At 39.6% G+C, this 19,152-nt stretch carries 17 protein-coding genes, 1 tRNA gene and 2 pseudogenes; 8 read left to right on the top strand and 12 right to left on the bottom strand.

Annotated features, from left to right (window positions below; translation table 11 throughout):
* Positions 1-37: 37 nt before the first annotated feature.
* From IPP61_04570 to IPP61_04550, 5 genes and pseudogenes are all read right to left on the bottom strand, one after another.
* Positions 38-949, bottom strand: a complete 912-nt coding sequence (locus tag IPP61_04570; GenBank protein ID MBL0324443.1) for a nucleotide-binding protein — start codon at positions 947-949, stop codon at positions 38-40.
* Positions 950-968: 19 nt separating this feature from the next.
* Complete coding sequence (locus IPP61_04565; GenBank protein MBL0324442.1) at positions 969-1,352, bottom strand: hypothetical protein; 384 nt, start codon at positions 1,350-1,352, stop codon at positions 969-971.
* Positions 1,353-1,374: 22 nt separating this feature from the next.
* Positions 1,375-2,270, bottom strand: a pseudogene (locus IPP61_04560) (DDE-type integrase/transposase/recombinase).
* A 5-nt stretch (positions 2,271-2,275) separates the two neighbouring features.
* Positions 2,276-2,584 carry a helix-turn-helix domain-containing protein gene (locus IPP61_04555; GenBank protein MBL0324441.1) on the bottom strand — a complete coding sequence of 103 codons (309 nt, stop codon included), beginning with the start codon at positions 2,582-2,584 and terminating at the stop codon, positions 2,276-2,278.
* Between the two features lie 24 nt (positions 2,585-2,608).
* Positions 2,609-3,262, bottom strand: a complete 654-nt coding sequence (locus tag IPP61_04550) for a hypothetical protein (GenBank protein MBL0324440.1) — start codon at positions 3,260-3,262, stop codon at positions 2,609-2,611.
* A gap of 493 nt (positions 3,263-3,755) precedes the next feature.
* Between IPP61_04550 and IPP61_04545 the strand changes: the two genes are divergently transcribed.
* From IPP61_04545 to IPP61_04515, 7 genes and pseudogenes are all read left to right on the top strand, one after another.
* Positions 3,756-4,775 (top strand): LD-carboxypeptidase, encoded by a 1,020-nt coding sequence (locus tag IPP61_04545; GenBank protein MBL0324439.1) that lies wholly within the window; start codon positions 3,756-3,758, stop codon positions 4,773-4,775.
* A gap of 183 nt (positions 4,776-4,958) precedes the next feature.
* Entirely contained in the window at positions 4,959-7,139 is a 2,181-nt protein-coding gene (locus tag IPP61_04540; GenBank protein MBL0324438.1) for a GH92 family glycosyl hydrolase, read from the top strand.
* Between the two features lie 162 nt (positions 7,140-7,301).
* The gene (locus tag IPP61_04535; protein ID MBL0324437.1) at positions 7,302-7,841 is read left to right on the top strand and encodes a cysteine hydrolase; all 540 of its coding nucleotides are present in this window, start codon (positions 7,302-7,304) and stop codon (positions 7,839-7,841) included.
* Between the two features lie 65 nt (positions 7,842-7,906).
* A complete protein-coding gene (locus tag IPP61_04530) occupies positions 7,907-8,752 on the top strand; it encodes a methylated-DNA--[protein]-cysteine S-methyltransferase (GenBank protein MBL0324436.1) in 846 nt (281 codons plus the stop codon).
* A gap of 71 nt (positions 8,753-8,823) precedes the next feature.
* The gene (locus tag IPP61_04525; GenBank protein MBL0324435.1) at positions 8,824-9,489 is read left to right on the top strand and encodes a flavin reductase family protein; all 666 of its coding nucleotides are present in this window, start codon (positions 8,824-8,826) and stop codon (positions 9,487-9,489) included.
* 88 nt (positions 9,490-9,577) lie between these two features.
* Positions 9,578-9,939 (top strand): annotated as a pseudogene (locus IPP61_04520) (VOC family protein).
* A gap of 25 nt (positions 9,940-9,964) precedes the next feature.
* Positions 9,965-11,314 carry a glycoside hydrolase family 140 protein gene (locus tag IPP61_04515; protein MBL0324434.1) on the top strand — a complete coding sequence of 450 codons (1,350 nt, stop codon included), beginning with the start codon at positions 9,965-9,967 and terminating at the stop codon, positions 11,312-11,314.
* 63 nt (positions 11,315-11,377) lie between these two features.
* Here IPP61_04515 and IPP61_04510 read toward each other — a convergent pair.
* From IPP61_04510 to IPP61_04485, 6 genes are all read right to left on the bottom strand, one after another.
* Positions 11,378-11,451, bottom strand: a tRNA-Asn gene (locus IPP61_04510).
* Positions 11,452-11,663: 212 nt separating this feature from the next.
* A complete protein-coding gene (gene hutG / locus IPP61_04505; GenBank protein ID MBL0324433.1) occupies positions 11,664-12,587 on the bottom strand; it encodes a formimidoylglutamase in 924 nt (307 codons plus the stop codon).
* Between the two features lie 5 nt (positions 12,588-12,592).
* Positions 12,593-13,804, bottom strand: a complete 1,212-nt coding sequence (locus tag IPP61_04500; protein ID MBL0324432.1) for an imidazolonepropionase — start codon at positions 13,802-13,804, stop codon at positions 12,593-12,595.
* A 102-nt stretch (positions 13,805-13,906) separates the two neighbouring features.
* On the bottom strand, positions 13,907-15,586 hold the full coding sequence (locus tag IPP61_04495; protein ID MBL0324431.1) for a urocanate hydratase: 1,680 nt from the start codon (positions 15,584-15,586) through the stop codon (positions 13,907-13,909).
* Complete coding sequence (gene hutH / locus IPP61_04490; GenBank protein MBL0324430.1) at positions 15,558-17,099, bottom strand: histidine ammonia-lyase; 1,542 nt, start codon at positions 17,097-17,099, stop codon at positions 15,558-15,560. The genes IPP61_04495 and hutH overlap by 29 nt, the downstream gene beginning before the upstream one ends.
* Positions 17,092-17,565: a MarR family transcriptional regulator gene (locus tag IPP61_04485; protein MBL0324429.1), complete on the bottom strand. Its 474-nt coding sequence runs from the start codon at positions 17,563-17,565 to the stop codon at positions 17,092-17,094. The genes hutH and IPP61_04485 overlap by 8 nt, the downstream gene beginning before the upstream one ends.
* A 241-nt stretch (positions 17,566-17,806) precedes the next feature.
* On the opposite strand from IPP61_04485, the gene IPP61_04480 reads away from it, so the two are divergent.
* Positions 17,807-18,397 (top strand): DUF975 family protein, encoded by a 591-nt coding sequence (locus IPP61_04480; GenBank protein MBL0324428.1) that lies wholly within the window; start codon positions 17,807-17,809, stop codon positions 18,395-18,397.
* Positions 18,398-18,403: 6 nt separating this feature from the next.
* On the opposite strand, the gene IPP61_04475 is transcribed toward IPP61_04480, so the two are convergent.
* Entirely contained in the window at positions 18,404-19,141 is a 738-nt protein-coding gene (locus tag IPP61_04475; GenBank protein ID MBL0324427.1) for a hypothetical protein, read from the bottom strand.
* Positions 19,142-19,152: the final 11 nt, after the last annotated feature.

Genomic DNA, 19,152 nt, shown 5'->3' with positions numbered 1-19,152 from the left:
AAAAGTTGATAAATATTGTAAATAAAAAATACTATTTCTATAAAATGTCGTTTGCATCTACATTGAAACCTGCTGACTTCAATTCTTTTAACAATTTAATTTTCCAACTTTCAGTATCATCTAATGGAGTATATAGTATTCCTGAAATGTCGCTTGGGAGTTCAACACCAATTTCATAAAGTGGCATTACATTTTTCCTTCCAATTTTTCCTATGAAGTAACCTAATTCAAGAATTACATTTTGTCTAGCTCTATTATTTTTCGAGGGTTTATTTTTCTCGTTTCCTAAATCGTCAAATGTTAACAGCACCACCGCAAAATTAACATTTGAATATTTTTCTAACTTTTCAATAATTGTTAAACCGTCATTACTTTTTTCATGTAGAATAATTGGATTTAATTTAAGTTTTTCGATTGTTCTTGCGACTTTCTCTTTTATTTCTATGTTATGTCCATGTACAATAAAAATGTCAGTTTTTGAAAGTTCATTAATTTTGTGTTTATAGGAATCGGATTTTAAATCGGAGGAGTTTGGAAGTTTTCGGCTCTTGTGTTTTTCAAATTCTATTTCTATTTCATTCAGTGATTCTTCTGAGAATTTAGCAACTTTTAAAGCCTCAATAACATCTGAAAAATCAGTATTTGTTTTTGTATAAATAATGAATAATCTTAATATTATTATGATAAAAAGTTCTAGGTTTTTATTGGTGTCAAAGGAGTTTAATACGATTATTAAAGCATTAATATTGTCACCTTTTTCATGATTAAATCCTGGGGCAATATAAGTTCTGTTTTTTTTAGCATTATCAAAATAAATTTGCCATAGATGGTAAAGGTCAAGTTTTGATAACTCAATTTTAAAAAATCTTGAGACTAAGAAATCACCTATTTTGTGATTTCTTAAATCATTTAATAAAATTTCAAATCTAGGGATGATTTTTTCGGTCATTTTAATATATAAAATTTTTCTAAAGTTTGATTGGTGGTAAAGTATTAATAGTCATAGTATGTGCATTTCCATTACAATCAGGGCAATTTATATGAGAAATTAATTCGTTGTTTTGTTGGGCCTGATTTCTATCATGAACACAACTTTCATATTTTGAAATCCAATTTGATAATATTCTCCCAAAAATAAAAAGAGTATTTTCTAAATCTTTAGGAGTTTCGACAAATCTCTCAGCAATTATATATATAACCCCAATGAATGAATTCTCACAAACTGCTGGAATTGGACATACTATTACTTTTAGTTTTTTCTGGGCATCTTCAAATTCAATTTGAGTTTTATTATTTATCGCTGAAAGTCCGCTTGCATGCAAATCAAATTTAAAGTCTTGTCTTAAACGCAATTACTTGGACACGATAATTAATTTACATTACCCATTTTGGGTCAATTTTGACACCTATTGATTCCAGGAATTTTTTAGGTGACTTGTATCCTAATCCACCATGAATTCTCTCGAAGTTATAAAATTTCTTCCACCTTGTCATTATTTGTTTGAAATCTTCTAAATTTTCAAACTCAAGTCTTTGACATACAGCACTTTCCATTATAGAGTGATACGCCTCAATATGTGCGTTTTGCTCGGGGGTAGCAGGCTTGGTAAATTCCTGATTTACACCCTTTTTCTTAAATATTCCTGAACGATTGTTGCTTCAAATTGCGATCCATTATCATTTCTGACGATGAATTGTTTTGGCATAGGATAGGTCTGAAAAACCTGTTCAAAGAGATTTATTACGTCTTCGGATTTAATAGAATTTGCGATATATTGAGCCAGTTGCCACCTTGAATAAACATCTAAAATAGTCAATACTTGTGCATTTGAATGAGTTCCTTGTACATAAACATACTTAATATCAAATTCCAAGAAACTAAATTCACTTTGTACATTTGGCACGAGTTCTTTTACCCAATTTCTGCTTGTTCTTTTGGTCTTATTACGTTGAAACTTCAATAAATTATGCTCCTTCATAAGATTATAGGTTCTATATGCACCAATCTTTAAACCCTTTTCCTGGTTTAAATAGCGATAAGTTTTATAATAGCCATAATCAACAAACTCACCTTCTAAAAGTGTCTTAACTTCTTGTAAAACATAGTCTAAATCATGTCGGTTGTCGTCTATGTCATAAACAACTCGAGATGCTTTTTTCCTGGCTTTTGTGCCGGTAGAAGTGTAATAATAGCTACTTCTCGACAGTCCAACATGTTTTAATACTATGTTTTTGGGTTTGCCTTGCTCCAGAAATTCATCAACAACCATGATCTTCATTTCTTTATTGACTGGCTTTTTTTTAAAAGGGAATCTTTAATCTGAATGGCTAATTCTTTCTCGGCCACAATCCTTTTCAGAGCTTCGTTTTCACGACGCAATAATTTAAGTTCTCGCTCAGAGTCGGTCATTGCTCCTGATTGCAAACCATTTTTACCCAGTTGCTCAAACTTCTCTTTCCAACTGTAAATACTCACTGTAGAAACCCCAAACTCCCTTGATGTTTTACTAACGCCATGCTGGATAGAATGAAGAACTATTTTCTCCTTCTCATCTGATGACCATGTTTTTTGATGTTTTGACATACACAAATCTAATTAATTGTTAACTTAGTTTTGTGTCCAAGTTTTTATCGACCTATTAGGGTCTGAATAGTGTTGGTTTTTAATAATGTCACTTGGAAATTCATCTTTTATTTCAAAATCATCTCTTAATATAAGTGATTTATTTTCGAATGTTAAGGAGTAATCGTTATTGTGATTCGGGTAGTTTTCAAGGAATAAAACTATAGTAAATTTTGAACTTGAACAATCTAAAACATGGTTAGTATTTTGGGTAATATTAATTAATACTTTCCTCAACCCATCATCCAAATTCAAATCACAGAAATGCTCATTATTATAACCTAAGGGACAAGTATTTTCATTTAAAGTTTTTATTGCATTGTCGATGTAAGTATCAATTGTTTCTTTTCTGCTAAGTTCCCTAACCTTTTTATCATATTCAAGCTTATTTTCAATATAACTTATGGTAGATTCAGGCAAGAAGAATTGACGCTTTATTCTAAAAAAAAGAAAAAATATTGCAATCAGACAAAATATGAAGGTTATTGATTTGTTATCAAATCTGGATCCTTCTCCAATCCATGCCTCTATAAAACCACCTGCTAAAATGGCAACAAAAAATTCAAGAATATTTAAGAAAATTTCTCTTTCTTTTTCAACTTTATAAAACGCTTCTAATTTCCTAAGTATTTTATCCATTAACTAATTTACTAAAAGTTATAATACTTAAAATTAATAAATCATACTAATCATTATACCAAAAAGAATTAAAAAATACTTTAATTTCTTATAATTAACTGCTCGAAATTTATATAACTTTCTATTTTAAAAAAAACTATTTATGAATTAGGTTTTCACTTCACCACCTCCCCAATCCATCCTTTGCTGTTACCCGCTCTTATAAATACCGAAATATCGCCGTAGCTGCTATCTTTTTGATCTTTTACGACTCGAGAATATCTGTTAAGCCGCAGGAATAAAGGACAAAAGAAAGGGCAAGTACTTTTAAAGAGTTATTTAATATAATAAACATCAGGTCAGGTTTTTTCAAAAATACTCAACAAAAAACAATTCTAAATTAATATTATTGCTTTGGAGGTAATATTTGGGTTAAGATTTTGAGGAATAATTCGGTCTTTTACGCTGAAAATAGGGGCCATTATTGTAAATTGCTTTTTTCTCCCCAAAAACTATGAACCGAAGAAACTTCATTCAGAATCTGGCGATTGCTCCTGCTGCCATTATACCTTTGACTCAATCCAAAGTCATCAAACCTAAAAGGCTAATTGCGGGGGATACTATCGGACTGGTGTGCCCGGCTGCACCGGCATACAGCAAAGAACAGGTGCAGGTGGTGGTAGAGTCGATGGAAGCACTGGGTTTCAAGGTTAAGCTGGGAAAAAACCTCTGGAAACGCTACGGGTATCTTGCCGGAACCGACGAGGAGCGGGCATCGGATGTCAATGAAATGTTTGCCAATAGCTCGGTGAAAGGTATTCTGTGTGTACATGGAGGCTGGGGTTGTGCCCGTATTTTGCCACTATTGGATTATGATTCCATCCGCAGAAACCCAAAAGTCATTGTGGGATATTCTGATGTTACGGCATTATTGTTGGGAATACATGCCATGACCGGGCTGGTTACTTTTCATGGCCCGGTGGGTGGTTCTACCTGGAATGAATTTTCAGTGAAGTACTTCAAAGCAGTTTTGATGAATGCCGAAAAAGTAAAATATGAAAACCCTAAAACCAAAGGCGACAACCTCACACAGGTAGAAGATCGTATCGCCACTATTAATTCCGGAACTGCCCATGGAAAGGTGATTGGGGGAAATTTGACCGTTTTGTGTCATATTTTGGGCTCTAAATATACTCCTGACTTCAAAAATGCAATCCTTTTTTGTGAAGATGTGGAGGAGCAGCCATACAGCGTGGATCGCATGATAAACCATCTGCGGCTTGTTGGGGCATTTGAGGCTATGAGTGGCTTTGTTTTTGGAAAATGCACCAAGTGTGAGCCCGGCTCCGGCAGTTACGGTTCGCTTACTTTAGAAGACCTTTGGGAAGATCACATTAAACCTACCAAAAAACCGGCTTTTACAGGGGCTATGATTGGCCACATTACTAATAAATTCACGATTCCCATAGGCATAGAAGCCGAAATCAATGCCGATGCAGGTACGATTCAGTTTTTGGAAAGTGCGGTGGAGTGAGTTTCTCTTTAGACTAAAAAAACTCTTTGTGCATTTTGTGGCTCCTTTGCGGTTTTTGCGATACGCTGGGCCTTCTTTATAAGCAAGTTTTTGTCTGATAAAATATTTATTAAAAAAATTTATTAATTCCTGAAAATCCCCCAAAAACATCAAGTATTTTTGAGTTTAAAATCGTCCTTCTCCATGAAAAAAATACTTTTTGGCTTGATGGTGGCTGCTCAGCTACATGCTCAGGAAAAACCTGTAAAATTTGTTGACCCTATTATTGGTTCCGACGGTCATGGCCATGTATTTGTGGGGGCAAATGTGCCATTTGGAGCGGTGCAGGTCGGCCCAGCCCAAATCGTAAAAGGATGGGACTGGTGCTCGGGGTATCATTATTCCGACTCCCTCATCATTGGTTTTTCACAAACTCACCTCAGCGGTACGGGTATCGGCGACCTCGGCGATGTGATGTTGATGCCGTATTCGGGCAAACTAAAGCTCGAACATCGTCATCAAAATCGTGATAATGGGGGTTTTGGGGCAATTTTTTCTCATAAAAATGAAAAGGCCGAGGCGGGTTATTACGAAGTAAATCTGCCCGAAGTGAAAGTCAGGCTTACAGCAAGCGAAAGAGTAGGCTATCATCAATATCAATACAAAAAAAATGAGAATCGCCGGGTAGCCGTTGACCTTTTTACGGGCATTGGCTGGGATAGACCTACCGATACCTTTATCAAGCAAGTGGATGCCAATACTTTCGTCGGGTACAGGATGTCTTCAGGTTGGGCGGTAGATCAAAGATTGTGGTTTGCTATAAAAACTTCCGTTCCGGTCAAAAACTTCGGAATTGTATCTGATAGTGTTTTTGTCGATGTAAATGAAAAACAAGGTCGCCGCCTGGTAGGGCAAATAGATTTTGGGATAGGCACTGGAAAGGTCGAAATAAAAGTGGGTATCTCACCGGTGAGTTCTGAAAATGCTCTGAAAAACATACAGGATGAGATCCCGGGCTGGAATTTTGAAAACATCAAATTGCAGGCCCAGCAAAAATGGAACAAGGCTCTTTCGGTTGCCACCGTTACCACCAATATTATTTCGGAAAAAAGGACTTTTTACACCGCTCTTTACCATAGCATGATTGCCCCGATATTGTTTAACGACCACGACCAAACCTACCGCGGCACCGATAAGAAAGTTTATACTCAACCGGGTTATGACCACTATACCGTGTTTAGTTTGTGGGATACTTACCGTCAGTGGCATCCTTTAATGACCCTTTTGGCTCCGAAGAAAGTGCCTGATTTTGTAAAAAGTATGCTCGATATTTATGACCAGCAGGGTAAGTTGCCGGTGTGGCCTTTGGTAGGGTCAGAAACCAACTGTATGGTCGGTTACAGTGCAGTGCCTGTTTTGGCCGATGCCATTTTGAAAGGCTTCAAAGGTTTTGATTATGAAAAGGCTTTTCAGGCCATGAAAACCACGGCCATGGGTGATGAGTTTGGGCTTCAATACCTGAAAAAGACGGGTTTTATACCGGCAGAGCAGGAAGTAGAGTCGGTTTCCAAAGCTATGGAATATGCCATTGGAGATAAATGTATCGCCATGGTGGCTGCAAAATTGGGCCACCAAGAAGACCGTAAATATTTTGAAGAAAGAGCAGGTTATTATAAGAGATATTTTGACAAAAATTCCCGTTTTGTGCGTGGAGTGATGTCTGATGGAAACTTCAGGGAGCCGTTTGATCCTTTCAATATTGTACACATGAAGAGTGATTTTACCGAAGGGAATGCCTGGCAATATACATTTATGGTGCCGCAGGATCTGGAAAACTATACGGCTTTGTTTGGGGGCAAGGAGGCTTTTCTGCAAAAACTCGACAGCCTTTTTGTGGTATCGGGTGACCTGGGTGCCGAGGCTTCACCCGACGTGTCGGGGCTCATAGGTATGTATGCACAAGGCAACGAGCCCGAGCACCACGTGCCTTATCTCTACAGTGCATTGGGAAGACCCGACAAAACCGCTGAAAAAGTGAAGGAAATCACTTCGAAGTTTTACACCGACAAGCCCGATGGTATCTGTGGTAATGATGATTGCGGCCAGATGAGTGCCTGGTACGTAGCTTCGGCGATGGGTTTTTATCAGGTGCATCCGGCGGATGGCAGGTTCTATGTGGGCACGCCGCATTTCAGCAATTTAAAAATGAAAGTGGGTAGCAAAACCCTCAACATTACAGCCAAAAACTTCGGGAAAGACAATATTTATATTCAAAAAATCATCCTAAACGGCAAACCCATCAACCGCACCTATCTGACCTACGCTGAGCTTGCTGCCGGCGGGAGTTTGGTGTATGAGATGGGGAAAGCGGGAAGGAGGTTTTGAAATATAAACAAGAATTGAAAGAAGTGCAGAAGAGACATTTGATTGAAATAATGAATAATGAAGGAGATTTAGGCTTTTATGATTCGAATAAAGAAATAATATGAAGGCCATGCTGCAGGCTATACACAGTTAAATAAATTTATGTTGTAAATAGAAACCATCATGCCCACTCTCCTCATCATCGACATGCAAAAAGACTCTTTTACACCTTTGACATCGAAATATGATGCCTTGGGAGTGATTGAGAGAATCAATCATCTTTCCGAAAAATTCAGAGATAAAGGCTGGCCTGTAATACATATTCAGCACGATGGCACCGCGGAGGGAGATTATTTGCCAGGAACTACAGGTTTTGAGATTATCGATGAAATCACTGTGGAAGCCACAAATAAAATAGTGGTAAAAACCATCAATGACGCCTTTTATAAAAGTGAACTTGAAGCTGTTTTGAAAGATCTGGATATTGAGGAATTGATTATCGCCGGAGCTTCCACAGACTTTTGTGTGGATGCCACCATAAAAGGGGCTTTGGTGAGGGACTATAAAATTACGGTAATTTCTGATGCCCACACCACCAGCGATAAGCCCTGGGCTACTGCCGAAACGCTGGTCACGCATTATAACAACATCTGGAATTGGCTCAGCCCTGCGAAGCATAAAGTGGAGGTGCTGAGTTTGAATGAATTTTTATTCAAAATCTAAAATTAGCAAGTTTCAGATTTTTTTGTAAAATAACTCTTGTCATTTTTGTCTAAAAACCAGAAATAATGGACGCAAAACATCAGTTCAACTTCGAGAGGATAAGCAAAGCAATTGGTTATATTGAGACAGCGTTTAAGTCACAGCCTAACCTCTATGAAATCGCCGAAAGGGTACATTTGAGTCCATTTCATTTTCAGAGACTTTTCAAAGAATGGGCCGGGGTTAGCCCAAAGCGATTTTTGCAATATATAAGCCTGGAACATGCTAAAAATCTCTTAGCAGATCAAAATTCAATTTTTGATGTTGCATTTCAAACTGGCTTTTCAGGCACGAGCCGGCTGCATGATCTTTTTGTTAATATTGAAGGGATGACGCCTGCTGAATATAAAAACGGGGGAAAAAATCTCATGATTAACTACAGTTTTGCTGAAAGCCTGTTTGGAAATCTTATAGTAGCCTCTACTTCTAAAGGTATATGTCACATGGCTTTTGAAGAAGATGAATCCGCTGCTTTACAAAACCTCATTTACAGATTTCCGAATGCTGTTTTTCAAAGAAAACTTGATTTAATCCAACAAGATGCACTATTTGTTTTCAGGAATGATTGGAGCAATTTACCTAAAATCAAATTGCATCTCCATGGCACCGAGTTTCAGTTGAAAGTTTGGGAATCACTTTTGAAAATACCTTCAGGCAAACTATCGACCTATGGAAGAGTAGCTGAAAATATCGGCCACATTGGAGCCTCCAGGGCAGTTGGTACCGCTATTGGCAGCAATCCTGTTGCATTTTTAATTCCTTGCCACCGGGTTATTCAGTCAACCGGGTCGTTTGGAGGATACCGATGGGGTACCCCACGAAAAACTGCAATTATCGGCTGGGAATCTGCCAGAGAATACCAGGAAATTTAACTTATAATTTTCAGCAAGAATCAGATTTTTCTCAATCATTTCCGGCAATACTTTTGAAATAAAAAAAAAGTATGAAAATCAAAAGTTATCCTTCAATTCTTTATTTCGGAACTCCCGTAGTGTTAATCAGTTCAAAAAACCCCAATAATTCAGACAACCTGGCCCCGGCATCTTCCATTTTTTGGCTGGGGTGGCGATGTGTAATTGGTCTTGGTGCCGGTTCTCAAACTTCCAAAAATCTACTCAGAACCGGGCAATGTGTACTTAATCTTCCTTCTGCCGATTTAGTGGATTCAGTTAATAAATTGGCTAAAACTACAGGAAGATACCCTGTTCCGGAAGCTAAAATTCAAAAGGGGTATTTTTTTGTAGAGAATAAATTTGAACATGCGGGTTTTTCTTCGGAATTTTCAGAAACGGTTGAGCCATTAAGGGTAAAAGAATGTGCGGTTCAGTTGGAGGCGACTGTAGAATCATCCTACTCACTGGCAGCAAATGATGAAATCCAAAAAGGTAAAATTCTGATTTTTGAGCTAAAAATCAATAGGGTGTACCTTGAAAAAGACATTCTGCTAAATGAAAATCCTGATCGGGTTGATCCCGACAAATGGAAGCCTTTGATTATGAGTTTTCAGGAGTTTTACACTTTGGGAGAAAAGATAAATTACTCTACACTTGCTGAAATACCTGAAACGCTATATAATACTCCCGACAGGGCTATGGCAATGAAAAACTAAAAAGCAGGAAATTTTTAACAAAAATGGATGCTAAGATATTGAGCATCAATTTTATTTATATTTTGTTAATTTGGCAAAAAAATTAACTATGAAAGGATTAAGAACGGCAATTTACAAAGTAGGTGACCTGAATGCCGCCAAAGAATGGTACACCAAAGTTTTCAACAATAAGCCTTATTTCGACCAGCCATTTTATGTAGGATTTGATGTGGAGGGTTATGAACTGGGACTTGTGCCTGACGACGAGCCCGTAACCATAAAATCGTCCAATGTGTTGGTATATTGGGGTGTAGATGACATCCAAAAAGAGTTTGACCGACTGTTGACACGGGTGCTTTTTCTTTTGAAAAACCCGAAAATGTGGGTGGCGAAATCATGGTGGCGACCGTGAAAGACCCCTGGGGTAATGTTCTCGGGATTATTTTCAATCCTGATTTTAAAGTCAAATAAAGATTTCTAATTTAAAATTATCATCATGAAACATTTCGCTTGGGCCTTGCTGCTTTTTTTAGGTGTTAATAGTACCTATGCTCAAGGTTTTGAAGTAAGTCAAAACGGCCGGTTTATTATAAAAGACAAACAGCCCTTTTTGTGGGTAGGGGATACCGCCTGGGAGCTGTTTCATGCACTTGACCGCGACTCGGCAACTTATTACCTCAAACGACGGGCTGAGCAAGGCTTTACTGTGATTCAGGCAGTAGTTTTGGCCGAACTCGATGGCATTCACGCTCCCAATGCTCATGGACATACGCCTTTGCTCAACGACGATCCTACTTCTCCCAATGAGGCGTATTTTGAACATGTTGATTTTGTGATTGACAAGGCGGCAGAATTTGGACTGAATATCGGCTTGCTACCCACATGGGGAGATAAAATATTTAAGGATAAATGGGGAGCAGGGCCTGAAATTTTTAATCCTGAAAATGCCAGAAAATATGGCTTTTGGATAGGAAATAGGTACAAAAATCGAAAAAATATCATCTGGATATTAGGAGGAGACCGAAATCCAAGGTCCGGCACTCAAGACAAGGAAATCTGGAATGCAATGGCAGCCGGTTTAGCGGAAGCTTATGGTGGAAATGATAAGGTTTTAATAGGCTATCACCCCCAGCCCAATAAAGAAGGTGCCTCAGAATGGTTTCATAATGAGTCCTGGTTTGACTTTAATATGTTTCAGACCGGGCATTGCCGCGATACCGAAGTATATGATTTGATAGGTAAATCCTACAAAAGACAACCTACAAAACCTGTGATTGACGGTGAGCCCATTTACGAAGATCATCCCGTATGTTTTAACGCCAAAGAACTGGGCACAACTAATGCTTTTGATGTGAGGAAGGCATTGTATCTGGATGTATTCGCAGGTGCTTTTGGCTATACCTATGGCTGTCATGATATCTGGCAATTTCATCGGCCTGGGGCTAGTCCGGTCAATGGGCCCCATTTTTATTGGAAACAAGCCATGGAATTGCCTGCAGCCAATCAGGTGAAATTTTTAAGAAAATTATTGGAATCACAGCCTCTTTTGGAAAGAGTTCCTGATCAATCTTTGATTTTTGAAAACAATCTCTCAGCCCACGACCGCATACAGGCAGCTCGTGGAAAAGATTATATATGGGTTTACAGTGCTGTTGGAAAGCCTTTTACGGTAGTTTTGGGTAAAATATCAGGTAATAGCCTGAAGGCCAAATGGCTCAACCCCAGGAATGGAGAAATAAAAGAAGCTGGCGATTATAAAAACCAGGGCAAACAAAAATTTACACCCCCAACCTCAGGCTATGGACAAGATTGGGTTTTGATTTTGGAAAAAACCGGGCAAAAATGATTTTTGGAAGGGAACTTAAAATAGTTTAAAAACGAAAAAGCCCCAGATTTCTCTGGGGCTTAGCTCCCGAAGCTGGGCTCGAACCAGCGACCCTCTGATTAACAGTCAGATGCTCTAACCGACTGAGCTATTCGGGAATATGTCGGTTTTTTGTTAATTTTTCCCTCTGATTAACAGGCAGATTCTCTAAGCGACCGGCAGGCGGTCCTGTGAGCTATTCGGGAATCGTGGTGCAAAAGTAGTGCGTTTTTCTAATCTTGTCAAATCTTTTGCCGAAAAAAAATCAAATTTATTGTCCTTGATTTTCTTAGTATTTTATTTCCAACGATTTAGAGCACGATTTTTTCTGTCAATTTTTGGCATTTATTACTTCAAAAACCAGCGATGCACCTAATTTGGCTGTGCGGTGGTCGAAATCAAAAACCGGGTTTAGCTCAGCAATATCAAAAGCTTTGAGTTTTTGATCCCAAATAATTTTTCTGAAAATATCCTGAAAAAATGTATCAGGAATCAACCCATTGTATGCGGTCGCACTCACACCCGGAGCAAATGCAGCCGAGAAAACATCCATACAAACCGTCACATAAAGCACATCAATATCTGCAATAAATTGGTGAATTACCGCCAAAATTCTCTCTTCGTTTTTTAAATGAAAATCCTTGCCTAAAAGATATTGCATACCTGATTGATCGGCAAAATCAAAAAGTGCCCGGGTATTGGAGTTTTCCTGAATTCCGATAGCCAGATAGGCATGGTTTGGGTCGGTTTGTGCAATTTGCCAGAATCCGGTGCCTGAGGTAGGGCCGGTTTTGGGTATTATTGATCGGTTGTCAAAATGTGCATCGAAATTTATGATACCAATTTTCTGACCCGGGTAAGCCTTTCTAAGGCCAGAAAAATGCCCGTACATTACCTCGTGTCCACCCCCAAAAACTATACTTTTCAAATTTTGATTTTGTATTTCAGCCACATGAGTCGCCAATTCTTCCTGAGCTTTTTCGAGGTTTTGATTTTCACAGATGATATCGCCCAGATCTGCAACATTCAGTTTTTTATGAACCGGAAAATTTGAACAGGCATTCCTGAGTGCGTCCGGGCCACTTTTGGCACCAATTCTTCCTTTGTTACGCCTTACCCCTTCGTCACAGGCAAATCCCAGAATCACCATTTGCGTTTCAGGATTTATCTCATATTGCATCACTTGGTGCCACCGCAAATGCTCTTCCCCATCGCCATCAGTTCTTCCGGTCCAAATTAATGAATTTCCCTTCATAAGACTCAAATTTTCTTCCCCTTTTTCCAAACTGCTTCAGGCTTTAAACTTCCCTGATGATACAGAATCTCGCGATAGTCAACACAGGAGTAAGCTTGAAAATCAGCCTGAAAGCCAGATGATATTTTACCAATATTATATAAATCAAGTGCTTTTGCTGCCCTGAAAGTCAATCCTGCCAACACTTCTGCCGTGCTGAGTTTTTGATAAGTTGCCAGAATCGATGCCTGTGTCAACAAATCGCCCATAGGTGCTGACCCGGGGTTGTAGTCTGAGGCTATGGCCACACAAGCACCTGCATCCAGTAGTTTTCTTGCAGGAGCAAAGGGTTCCCCCAAGCCTATTGATGCACCGGGCAAAGCCACAGCGACCGTTTCTGAGTTCGCCAATATCTTTATATCTTCGTCGGTGCTCGCTTCCAGGTGGTCGGCGGATAGTGCCCCCAGTTTTACGGCCATCTGTGCCGAACCCGCTGTAAACTGGTCGGCATGTACGGTTATTTTAAAACCCATCTCTTTGGCCTGTTGCAGATATCTGGTCGATTCCTCAATCCCGAAAGCCGATTTTTCAGTGAAAATATCAATTCTCTGAGTTAAATTTTTGATTTCCGGGAGTAGTTTTTTGATCAAATAATCAAGGTATTCTTCAGTAGAGCCATCAAAATCACGTGGTTTTACATGTGCAGCAAGGCAGGTAGTTACCACATCGGCACTGGTATCCAACTGGTTTATTACTTTCAAAATCTTGATTTCCTCTTCCACCGACAGCCCATAGCCAGATTTTATTTCTATGGTGGTAATCCCATTTTTCAAAAAACCGTTGACCCGACTTTCTGTTAATTGCTTCAATTCAATGGCCGAAGACTTCCTCGTTGCAGTCACCGTACTCCATATTCCACCGCCTTGTTGGGCGATTTCGAGGTAGCTGCTCCCTGCATTCCTTTCTGCAAAATCCATAGCCCGGGAACCTGCAAAGCAGCTGTGCGTATGGCAATCCACAAAACCAGGCAGCAAGACATTTTTTTGATCAACTTCCTCTATTTCAGCTTCTTTGTATTCTTTTCTCAACGAATTGAAATCCCCAGTTTTTATGATCATTCCATGCTCTACGAGTACACCAGCCTCGGGCAATATTTCCAAAGCCTCATCTTTTACCGCCCCTTTGAGTGGAATATTATCTAATGTCAGAATTTGTGAAAACGGACCGATGAGTTTCATTTATTATTATTTTTTGGGCAGCCGGGCGGCCATGCCTTAGCGTGGTTCTCGCTCCACGCAAATGCGTGGTAGCTCAGACAAACGCTCAATCCCTGCTGCAAATTACCACACGTTCAAGCCAAATTTCTCTCCCCAGGCTTTGGCTTTGTCGTATCCGGCATCAGCATGTCGGAAAATCCCCATAGCAGGGTCATTGAACAAAACCCGCTTGAGACACTCCTCAGCCCGCTCGGTGCCGTCTGCCAATACCACCATACCTGCGTGTTGCGAATACCCCATGCCCACACCACCACCATGATGGAACGATATCCACGTAGCACCACCCGTAGCATTTGACATCAGGTTGAGCAGTGGCCAGTCCGATACTGCATCAGAGCCGTCGAGCATGGCCTCGGTTTCGCGGTTGGGCGATGCCACTGAGCCGCAGTCCAGATGATCCCGGCCAATCACAATCGGAGCTTTCACTTTTCCGGTTTTGACCAGCTCATTAAAAATCAGTCCTGCCTTTTCCCTTTCGCCCATTCCTAGCCAACATATCCTCGATGGCAAACCTTGAAATGCTATTTTTTCCCTGGCTTGTTTCAGCCAGTTTATCATTCCGGTGTTTTCGGGGAAAGCCTCTATTAAGGCTTTATCAGTAGTGAAAATATCCTCCGGATTACCCGAAAGTGCAACCCACCGAAACGGCCCTTTGCCCTCACAAAAAAGCTGACGGATAAACGCAGGTGTAAACCCCGGAAAATTAAATGCATTGGGCTCGCCACCTTGACGGGCAAATTCTCTCAAATTGTTGCCATAGTCAAATACTACCGAGCCACGTTTTTGAAATTGGAGCATAAAGCCCACATGTCTGGCCATGCTTTTCAGCGACAATTCATGATATTTTTTCGAATCAGCTTTTCGTAAATTTAGGGCTTCAGTTAAACTTAATCCATTAGGCACATAGCCATTGATAGGGTCATGGGCGGATGTCTGATCAGTAAGAACCTCTGGTACCATGTTGATTTCCAACATTTTTTCCAAAACATCTCCAATGTCGCCTACCAAACCAACCGAAAGATTTTCACCCTTGTTTTTTGCTTCATTTATCCAATTTATGGCTTCCTCAAAAGAATCTGTCATGCGGTCGATGTAACGGGTTTCCAGACGTTTTTTAATCCTTTCCAGATCCACATCCACTCCTAAGAACGTTGCTCCGGCCATAGTGGCTGCCAAAGGCTGTGCACCACCCATGCCGCCCAATCCACCCGAAACGATAAGTTTTCCCCGCAGGTCGCCTTCAAAATGTTGGCGACCACATTCCATAAAGGTCTCATACGTACCCTGCAATATGCCCTGCGAGCCTATATAAATCCAACTTCCGGCCGTCATCTGGCCATACATCATCAGGTTTTTTTCTTTGAGTTCATTGAAATGCTCCCAGGTAGCCCAGGCAGGTACCAGATTGCTGTTGGCTATCAATACCCTCGGGGCTTGTGGATGGGTGCGTACAATACCCACCGGTTTGCCCGATTGCACCAACAGTGAATGGTTTTCATCGAGTTCAAGCAATATTTCTATGATTTTCTCCAGACTTTCTCTGTTTCTAACGGCCTGGCCTATTCCTCCATATACTACAAATTCAGCAGGATTTTCGGCTACTTCTTTGTCCAGGTTATTGAGCATCATCCGTAGCGGGGCCTCTGTTTGCCAGCTTTTGGCATTGAGTTCAGTTCCTCTGGGTGCATGATAGGCCGGATGACTGGCATATTTTTCAAGAAATGCAATGGTCTTCGTATCCATAATCTAAGGTTTTTAGTGGTTGGGTGATTTCGAGTATCCTTCCCGACCGTATCAATTGATGAAGTGTATTAATATCTTTAGAAAAACTACGGTCTTCTTTTGCAAAAGGCACTAATTTTCGTATTTCAGATTGAATTTCCTCAATAATCCGGCTCGATTTCAAAGGTCTCCTGAATTCGAGAGCCTGAGCAGCATAAAGCATCTCGATGGCCTGAATGTATTCCAGATTATCCAATACCTGATGCAGTTTCCGGCCACTGATGGAACCCATGGACACATGATCTTCCTGACCCAGTGAAGTAGGAATACTGTCCGCAGAGGCAGGGAAACACAAGGTTTTGTTTTCTGAAACCAGAGCAGCTGTTGTGTATTGCGGAATCATAAATCCGGAATTTAGTCCGGTGTCTTCAAGGAGTAACCTCGGTAAACCATATCGACCTTCCAACATAAGGTAACATCTTCTGTCGGCAATATTTCCGATTTCTGCGGCTGCAAGCGTGCTATAGTCCAGGGGCAAAGCGAGTGGCTGACCATGAAAATTTCCTCCGCTGATACTGTTGTGTGAACCCATTATTATCGGATTGTCTGTAACTGAATTCAGCTCAGTTTCCACAAGATTTTTCAGGTGAATGTAGGCATTCCTCGAGGCCCCATGCACCTGCGGCATACAACGGAGTGAATAGGGATCCTGCACGCGGTCGCAGTCATGATGAGCCACCAAAATTTCCGAGCCTTCGAGCAATGATCTTAATCTTTGGGCCACCCATTGGTTCCCTTCAAAATTTCGGATATCGTGCAGTCGTTTGTCAAATGGCTTGGCAGAGCCCATTAGAGCTTCGAGAGACAAAGCTCCTACTACATCGGCCATTTGTAAAGCATCAAAGAGTCTTTTTGCTCCAAAAACCGCATGTGCCAGAATAAATTGGGTACCGTTGATCAGTGCCAGACCTTCTTTGGGACCCAGAGAAAGTGGTGAAAGACCAAATTTTGACAAAATTTCCAGTGCTTCAAATTCATTTCCTTCGAAAATCACCTTCCCCATTCCTATCAAGGGCAGAAAAAGATGCGACAAAGGAGCAAGGTCGCCTGATGCACCTACCGAGCCTTTTGAGGGAACCACAGGAATCACATTATTTTCTATATGCCAAAGTATCCTTTCAATTGTGCTCATTCTGATACCCGAATACGCCATACTCAGCGAATGTACCTTGCAAACGAGCATCATTTTGGCCATTTCCATGGAAATAGGTTCTCCTACTCCCACGCTATGGCTGATGAGGAGGTTATGCTGTAACTGGCTGGTTTGTTCGTCCGAAATTATTGTATCACACAATGGCCCGAAACCCGTGTTGATACCGTAAACCACCTCTTCACTGGCCACAATTTCTTCGACCCAGGCAGTGCTTTGTCTGATTTTTTCAGCAGTTTCGGGTTCTATTTGACCTTTTAGGCTGCCATTTACCAGAGCCAGGGCTTTACTTATGGTTAAATAATCTTTTCCGTAGCTAAACATTCATTTGGTTTTTTATACGTTGACTCAGACTTTTCTTCAAAAAATCATTTTCTATTTTCATTAGATGCTCAAAAATCTCCATACCTACAGTCATTTCGGTTATGGTTTTTTCCAATGCTTCCCAAACGGGCTTTATTTGATTTAGCAACTCTTTTCCGGAATCGGTCAGCACCACTATTTTTTTTCTAGCATCATGTTTCGAAGGGCTAAGAGCTACCAGATTGTTTTCGTTTAAGGTTTTTACCATTTGGCTCACTGCCGAGTGTGAAATTTCTAACACCTCTGATATTTCATGGATAGAGAGTTCTCCATTTTTGTCTAAAAGATAAAATACTCCAAACCATGAGGCTTCAAAGTCGATTCCGAGGTCTGCATACACTTTATTGACTTCGGAAAGAAAGCCCTCGCTGAGCCTTCTTAACCTGCTTCCGAATACCAGCGGACCGAGTTTTTGATAGAAATTCATAAACAAATATATATAAGTACTTATATATATTTATAATATTTTGATTTTTTATTTAATGAAAGAAAGAAAAATTAGGCTTGAATTTTTTAAACAATGATGTTTTAAAAGCTTAGAAGATGGATGTTTGCCTCTCAAAATACAGAATATCAGAAAATTAAATTTAGAATAGTTTTAGAAAAATGGAAAAGTAATTTCAGAAGTCAAAAAGTATTTATAGTTTTAGCAATAAAATAAACTAGCTATGAGCATAATCGATCTTTTCAAAGAAAGCAAACAAAAACTCGAAGGTAAGTTTTTGATTACTATTGCTGCCGTATTTATCATTTCTATGATTTCCGGGATTCCTACAAGCGTTGACCCTAAATTTGGCGTTTTAACCTTGATAATATCGGCCCCATTTAATCTTGGTATAGCAATTTTTTTCCTGAATATTGTAAGAGGAAAGGAAGTGAGAATTGAACAGATTTTTGATGGATTTAAAAATTTCATTCCTTCATTGGTCGTAACTTTACTGATGGCAATTGTGGTAGGATTTGGGTTTCTTTTGCTGATTATTCCTGGAATTATTCTGGCATTAGGGCTATCTATGGCATACTACATTTTAGCTGATAATCCTCAAATGGGAGCTGTAGATGTAATGAAGGCGAGCTGGGAAATGATGAAAGGCCATAAAATGGATTATTTTATTTATGGTTTGTTGTGCATTGTTTTTTCTGTGCTGGGCTTATTGGTTTTTATAGTAGGTATATTCTATGTTCTGCCCATTTTGTATGTGGCTTCGGCAATATTTTATGAGAAAATAAGGGAAGAGCAGACGCCTGCTTCGGTTTAAAAGCAATTATTTTTTCCGGAAAAAATTAACGCAATCTTCCGGATTGTCTGTGTTTATGAAATCGACACCTAAGCTGTGTAGGGTTTTCCATGCAAGTGGTGTATCTGGTGTTGCCCAAAAACGAATAGGGAATCCGGATTTATGAACTTTTTCAATGGTTTCAATTATTTTTTTTCGATCATTTTCAGGAAGTTCAGTTTTACCATTCCAAAGTGAAAATTTGTAAAAAGGAAAGCTAACTAAAGCGATTTTTTCTTTTTGGGCTTTTGCCAGATCATCCAAAGATTGGTGGTCAAAAAAAATATATTCAGGATATTTAGAATACTCATCTGGCTTTGGCCGGTTGCCCGAAATCACAAACTTAATTTTTCCTTTCTTCCTTTTGTAAGCCCGGGTCAGTTTTGGATATTTTTTCAAATCCTCCATCAATTTTTCAAGGGTATGCTCCGCAGGAGTTTTTAAATCTACTAATATTTGCAAGTCCTTTCTTTTTTTAGTTTTCAAGACTTTAGAAAGGGGTTCGAGATAAAGTTTAATAAATGTATTTTCCGTCTTGATTTCTTTTCTTTCATGAGCAACAAAAAGCTGATTTTCAATTAAATATACATCTACCTCAATCGAATTGGCACCGGCTTCATACCCTTCCCAAAATGGCCTTTTATGAACATAATCATTATGAGAATGGACTTTTTGGGCAAAAACTGAATTGCTCAAAAGAAAAATGATAGCGAGAATTTTATTCAAAAGTATATTCT

Source organism: Cytophagaceae bacterium, from assembly GCA_016722655.1.
Taxonomy (GTDB): Bacteria; Bacteroidota; Bacteroidia; order Cytophagales; family Spirosomataceae; genus Leadbetterella.
This window is presented reverse-complemented; position numbering and strand designations above follow the sequence as displayed.

Excerpts from the sequence above, each read along its gene's own strand:
- IPP61_04530 (MBL0324436.1), top strand. The coding sequence starts at position 7,907 with ATGGACGCAAAACATCAGTTCAACTTCGAGAGGATAAGCAAAGCAATT.
- hutH (MBL0324430.1), bottom strand. The coding sequence starts at position 17,099 with ATGTTTAGCTACGGAAAAGATTATTTAACCATAAGTAAAGCCCTGGCT.
- IPP61_04540 (MBL0324438.1), top strand. The coding sequence starts at position 4,959 with ATGAAAAAAATACTTTTTGGCTTGATGGTGGCTGCTCAGCTACATGCT.
- IPP61_04550 (MBL0324440.1), bottom strand. The coding sequence starts at position 3,262 with ATGGATAAAATACTTAGGAAATTAGAAGCGTTTTATAAAGTTGAAAAA.
- IPP61_04480 (MBL0324428.1), top strand. The coding sequence starts at position 17,807 with ATGAGCATAATCGATCTTTTCAAAGAAAGCAAACAAAAACTCGAAGGT.
- IPP61_04485 (MBL0324429.1), bottom strand. The coding sequence starts at position 17,565 with ATGAATTTCTATCAAAAACTCGGTCCGCTGGTATTCGGAAGCAGGTTA.
- hutG (MBL0324433.1), bottom strand. The coding sequence starts at position 12,587 with ATGAAGGGAAATTCATTAATTTGGACCGGAAGAACTGATGGCGATGGG.
- IPP61_04570 (MBL0324443.1), bottom strand. The coding sequence starts at position 949 with ATGACCGAAAAAATCATCCCTAGATTTGAAATTTTATTAAATGATTTA.
- IPP61_04495 (MBL0324431.1), bottom strand. The coding sequence starts at position 15,586 with ATGGATACGAAGACCATTGCATTTCTTGAAAAATATGCCAGTCATCCG.
- IPP61_04515 (MBL0324434.1), top strand. The coding sequence starts at position 9,965 with ATGAAACATTTCGCTTGGGCCTTGCTGCTTTTTTTAGGTGTTAATAGT.
- IPP61_04535 (MBL0324437.1), top strand. The coding sequence starts at position 7,302 with ATGCCCACTCTCCTCATCATCGACATGCAAAAAGACTCTTTTACACCT.
- IPP61_04545 (MBL0324439.1), top strand. The coding sequence starts at position 3,756 with ATGAACCGAAGAAACTTCATTCAGAATCTGGCGATTGCTCCTGCTGCC.
- IPP61_04500 (MBL0324432.1), bottom strand. The coding sequence starts at position 13,804 with ATGAAACTCATCGGTCCGTTTTCACAAATTCTGACATTAGATAATATT.
- IPP61_04555 (MBL0324441.1), bottom strand. The coding sequence starts at position 2,584 with ATGTCAAAACATCAAAAAACATGGTCATCAGATGAGAAGGAGAAAATA.
- IPP61_04525 (MBL0324435.1), top strand. The coding sequence starts at position 8,824 with ATGAAAATCAAAAGTTATCCTTCAATTCTTTATTTCGGAACTCCCGTA.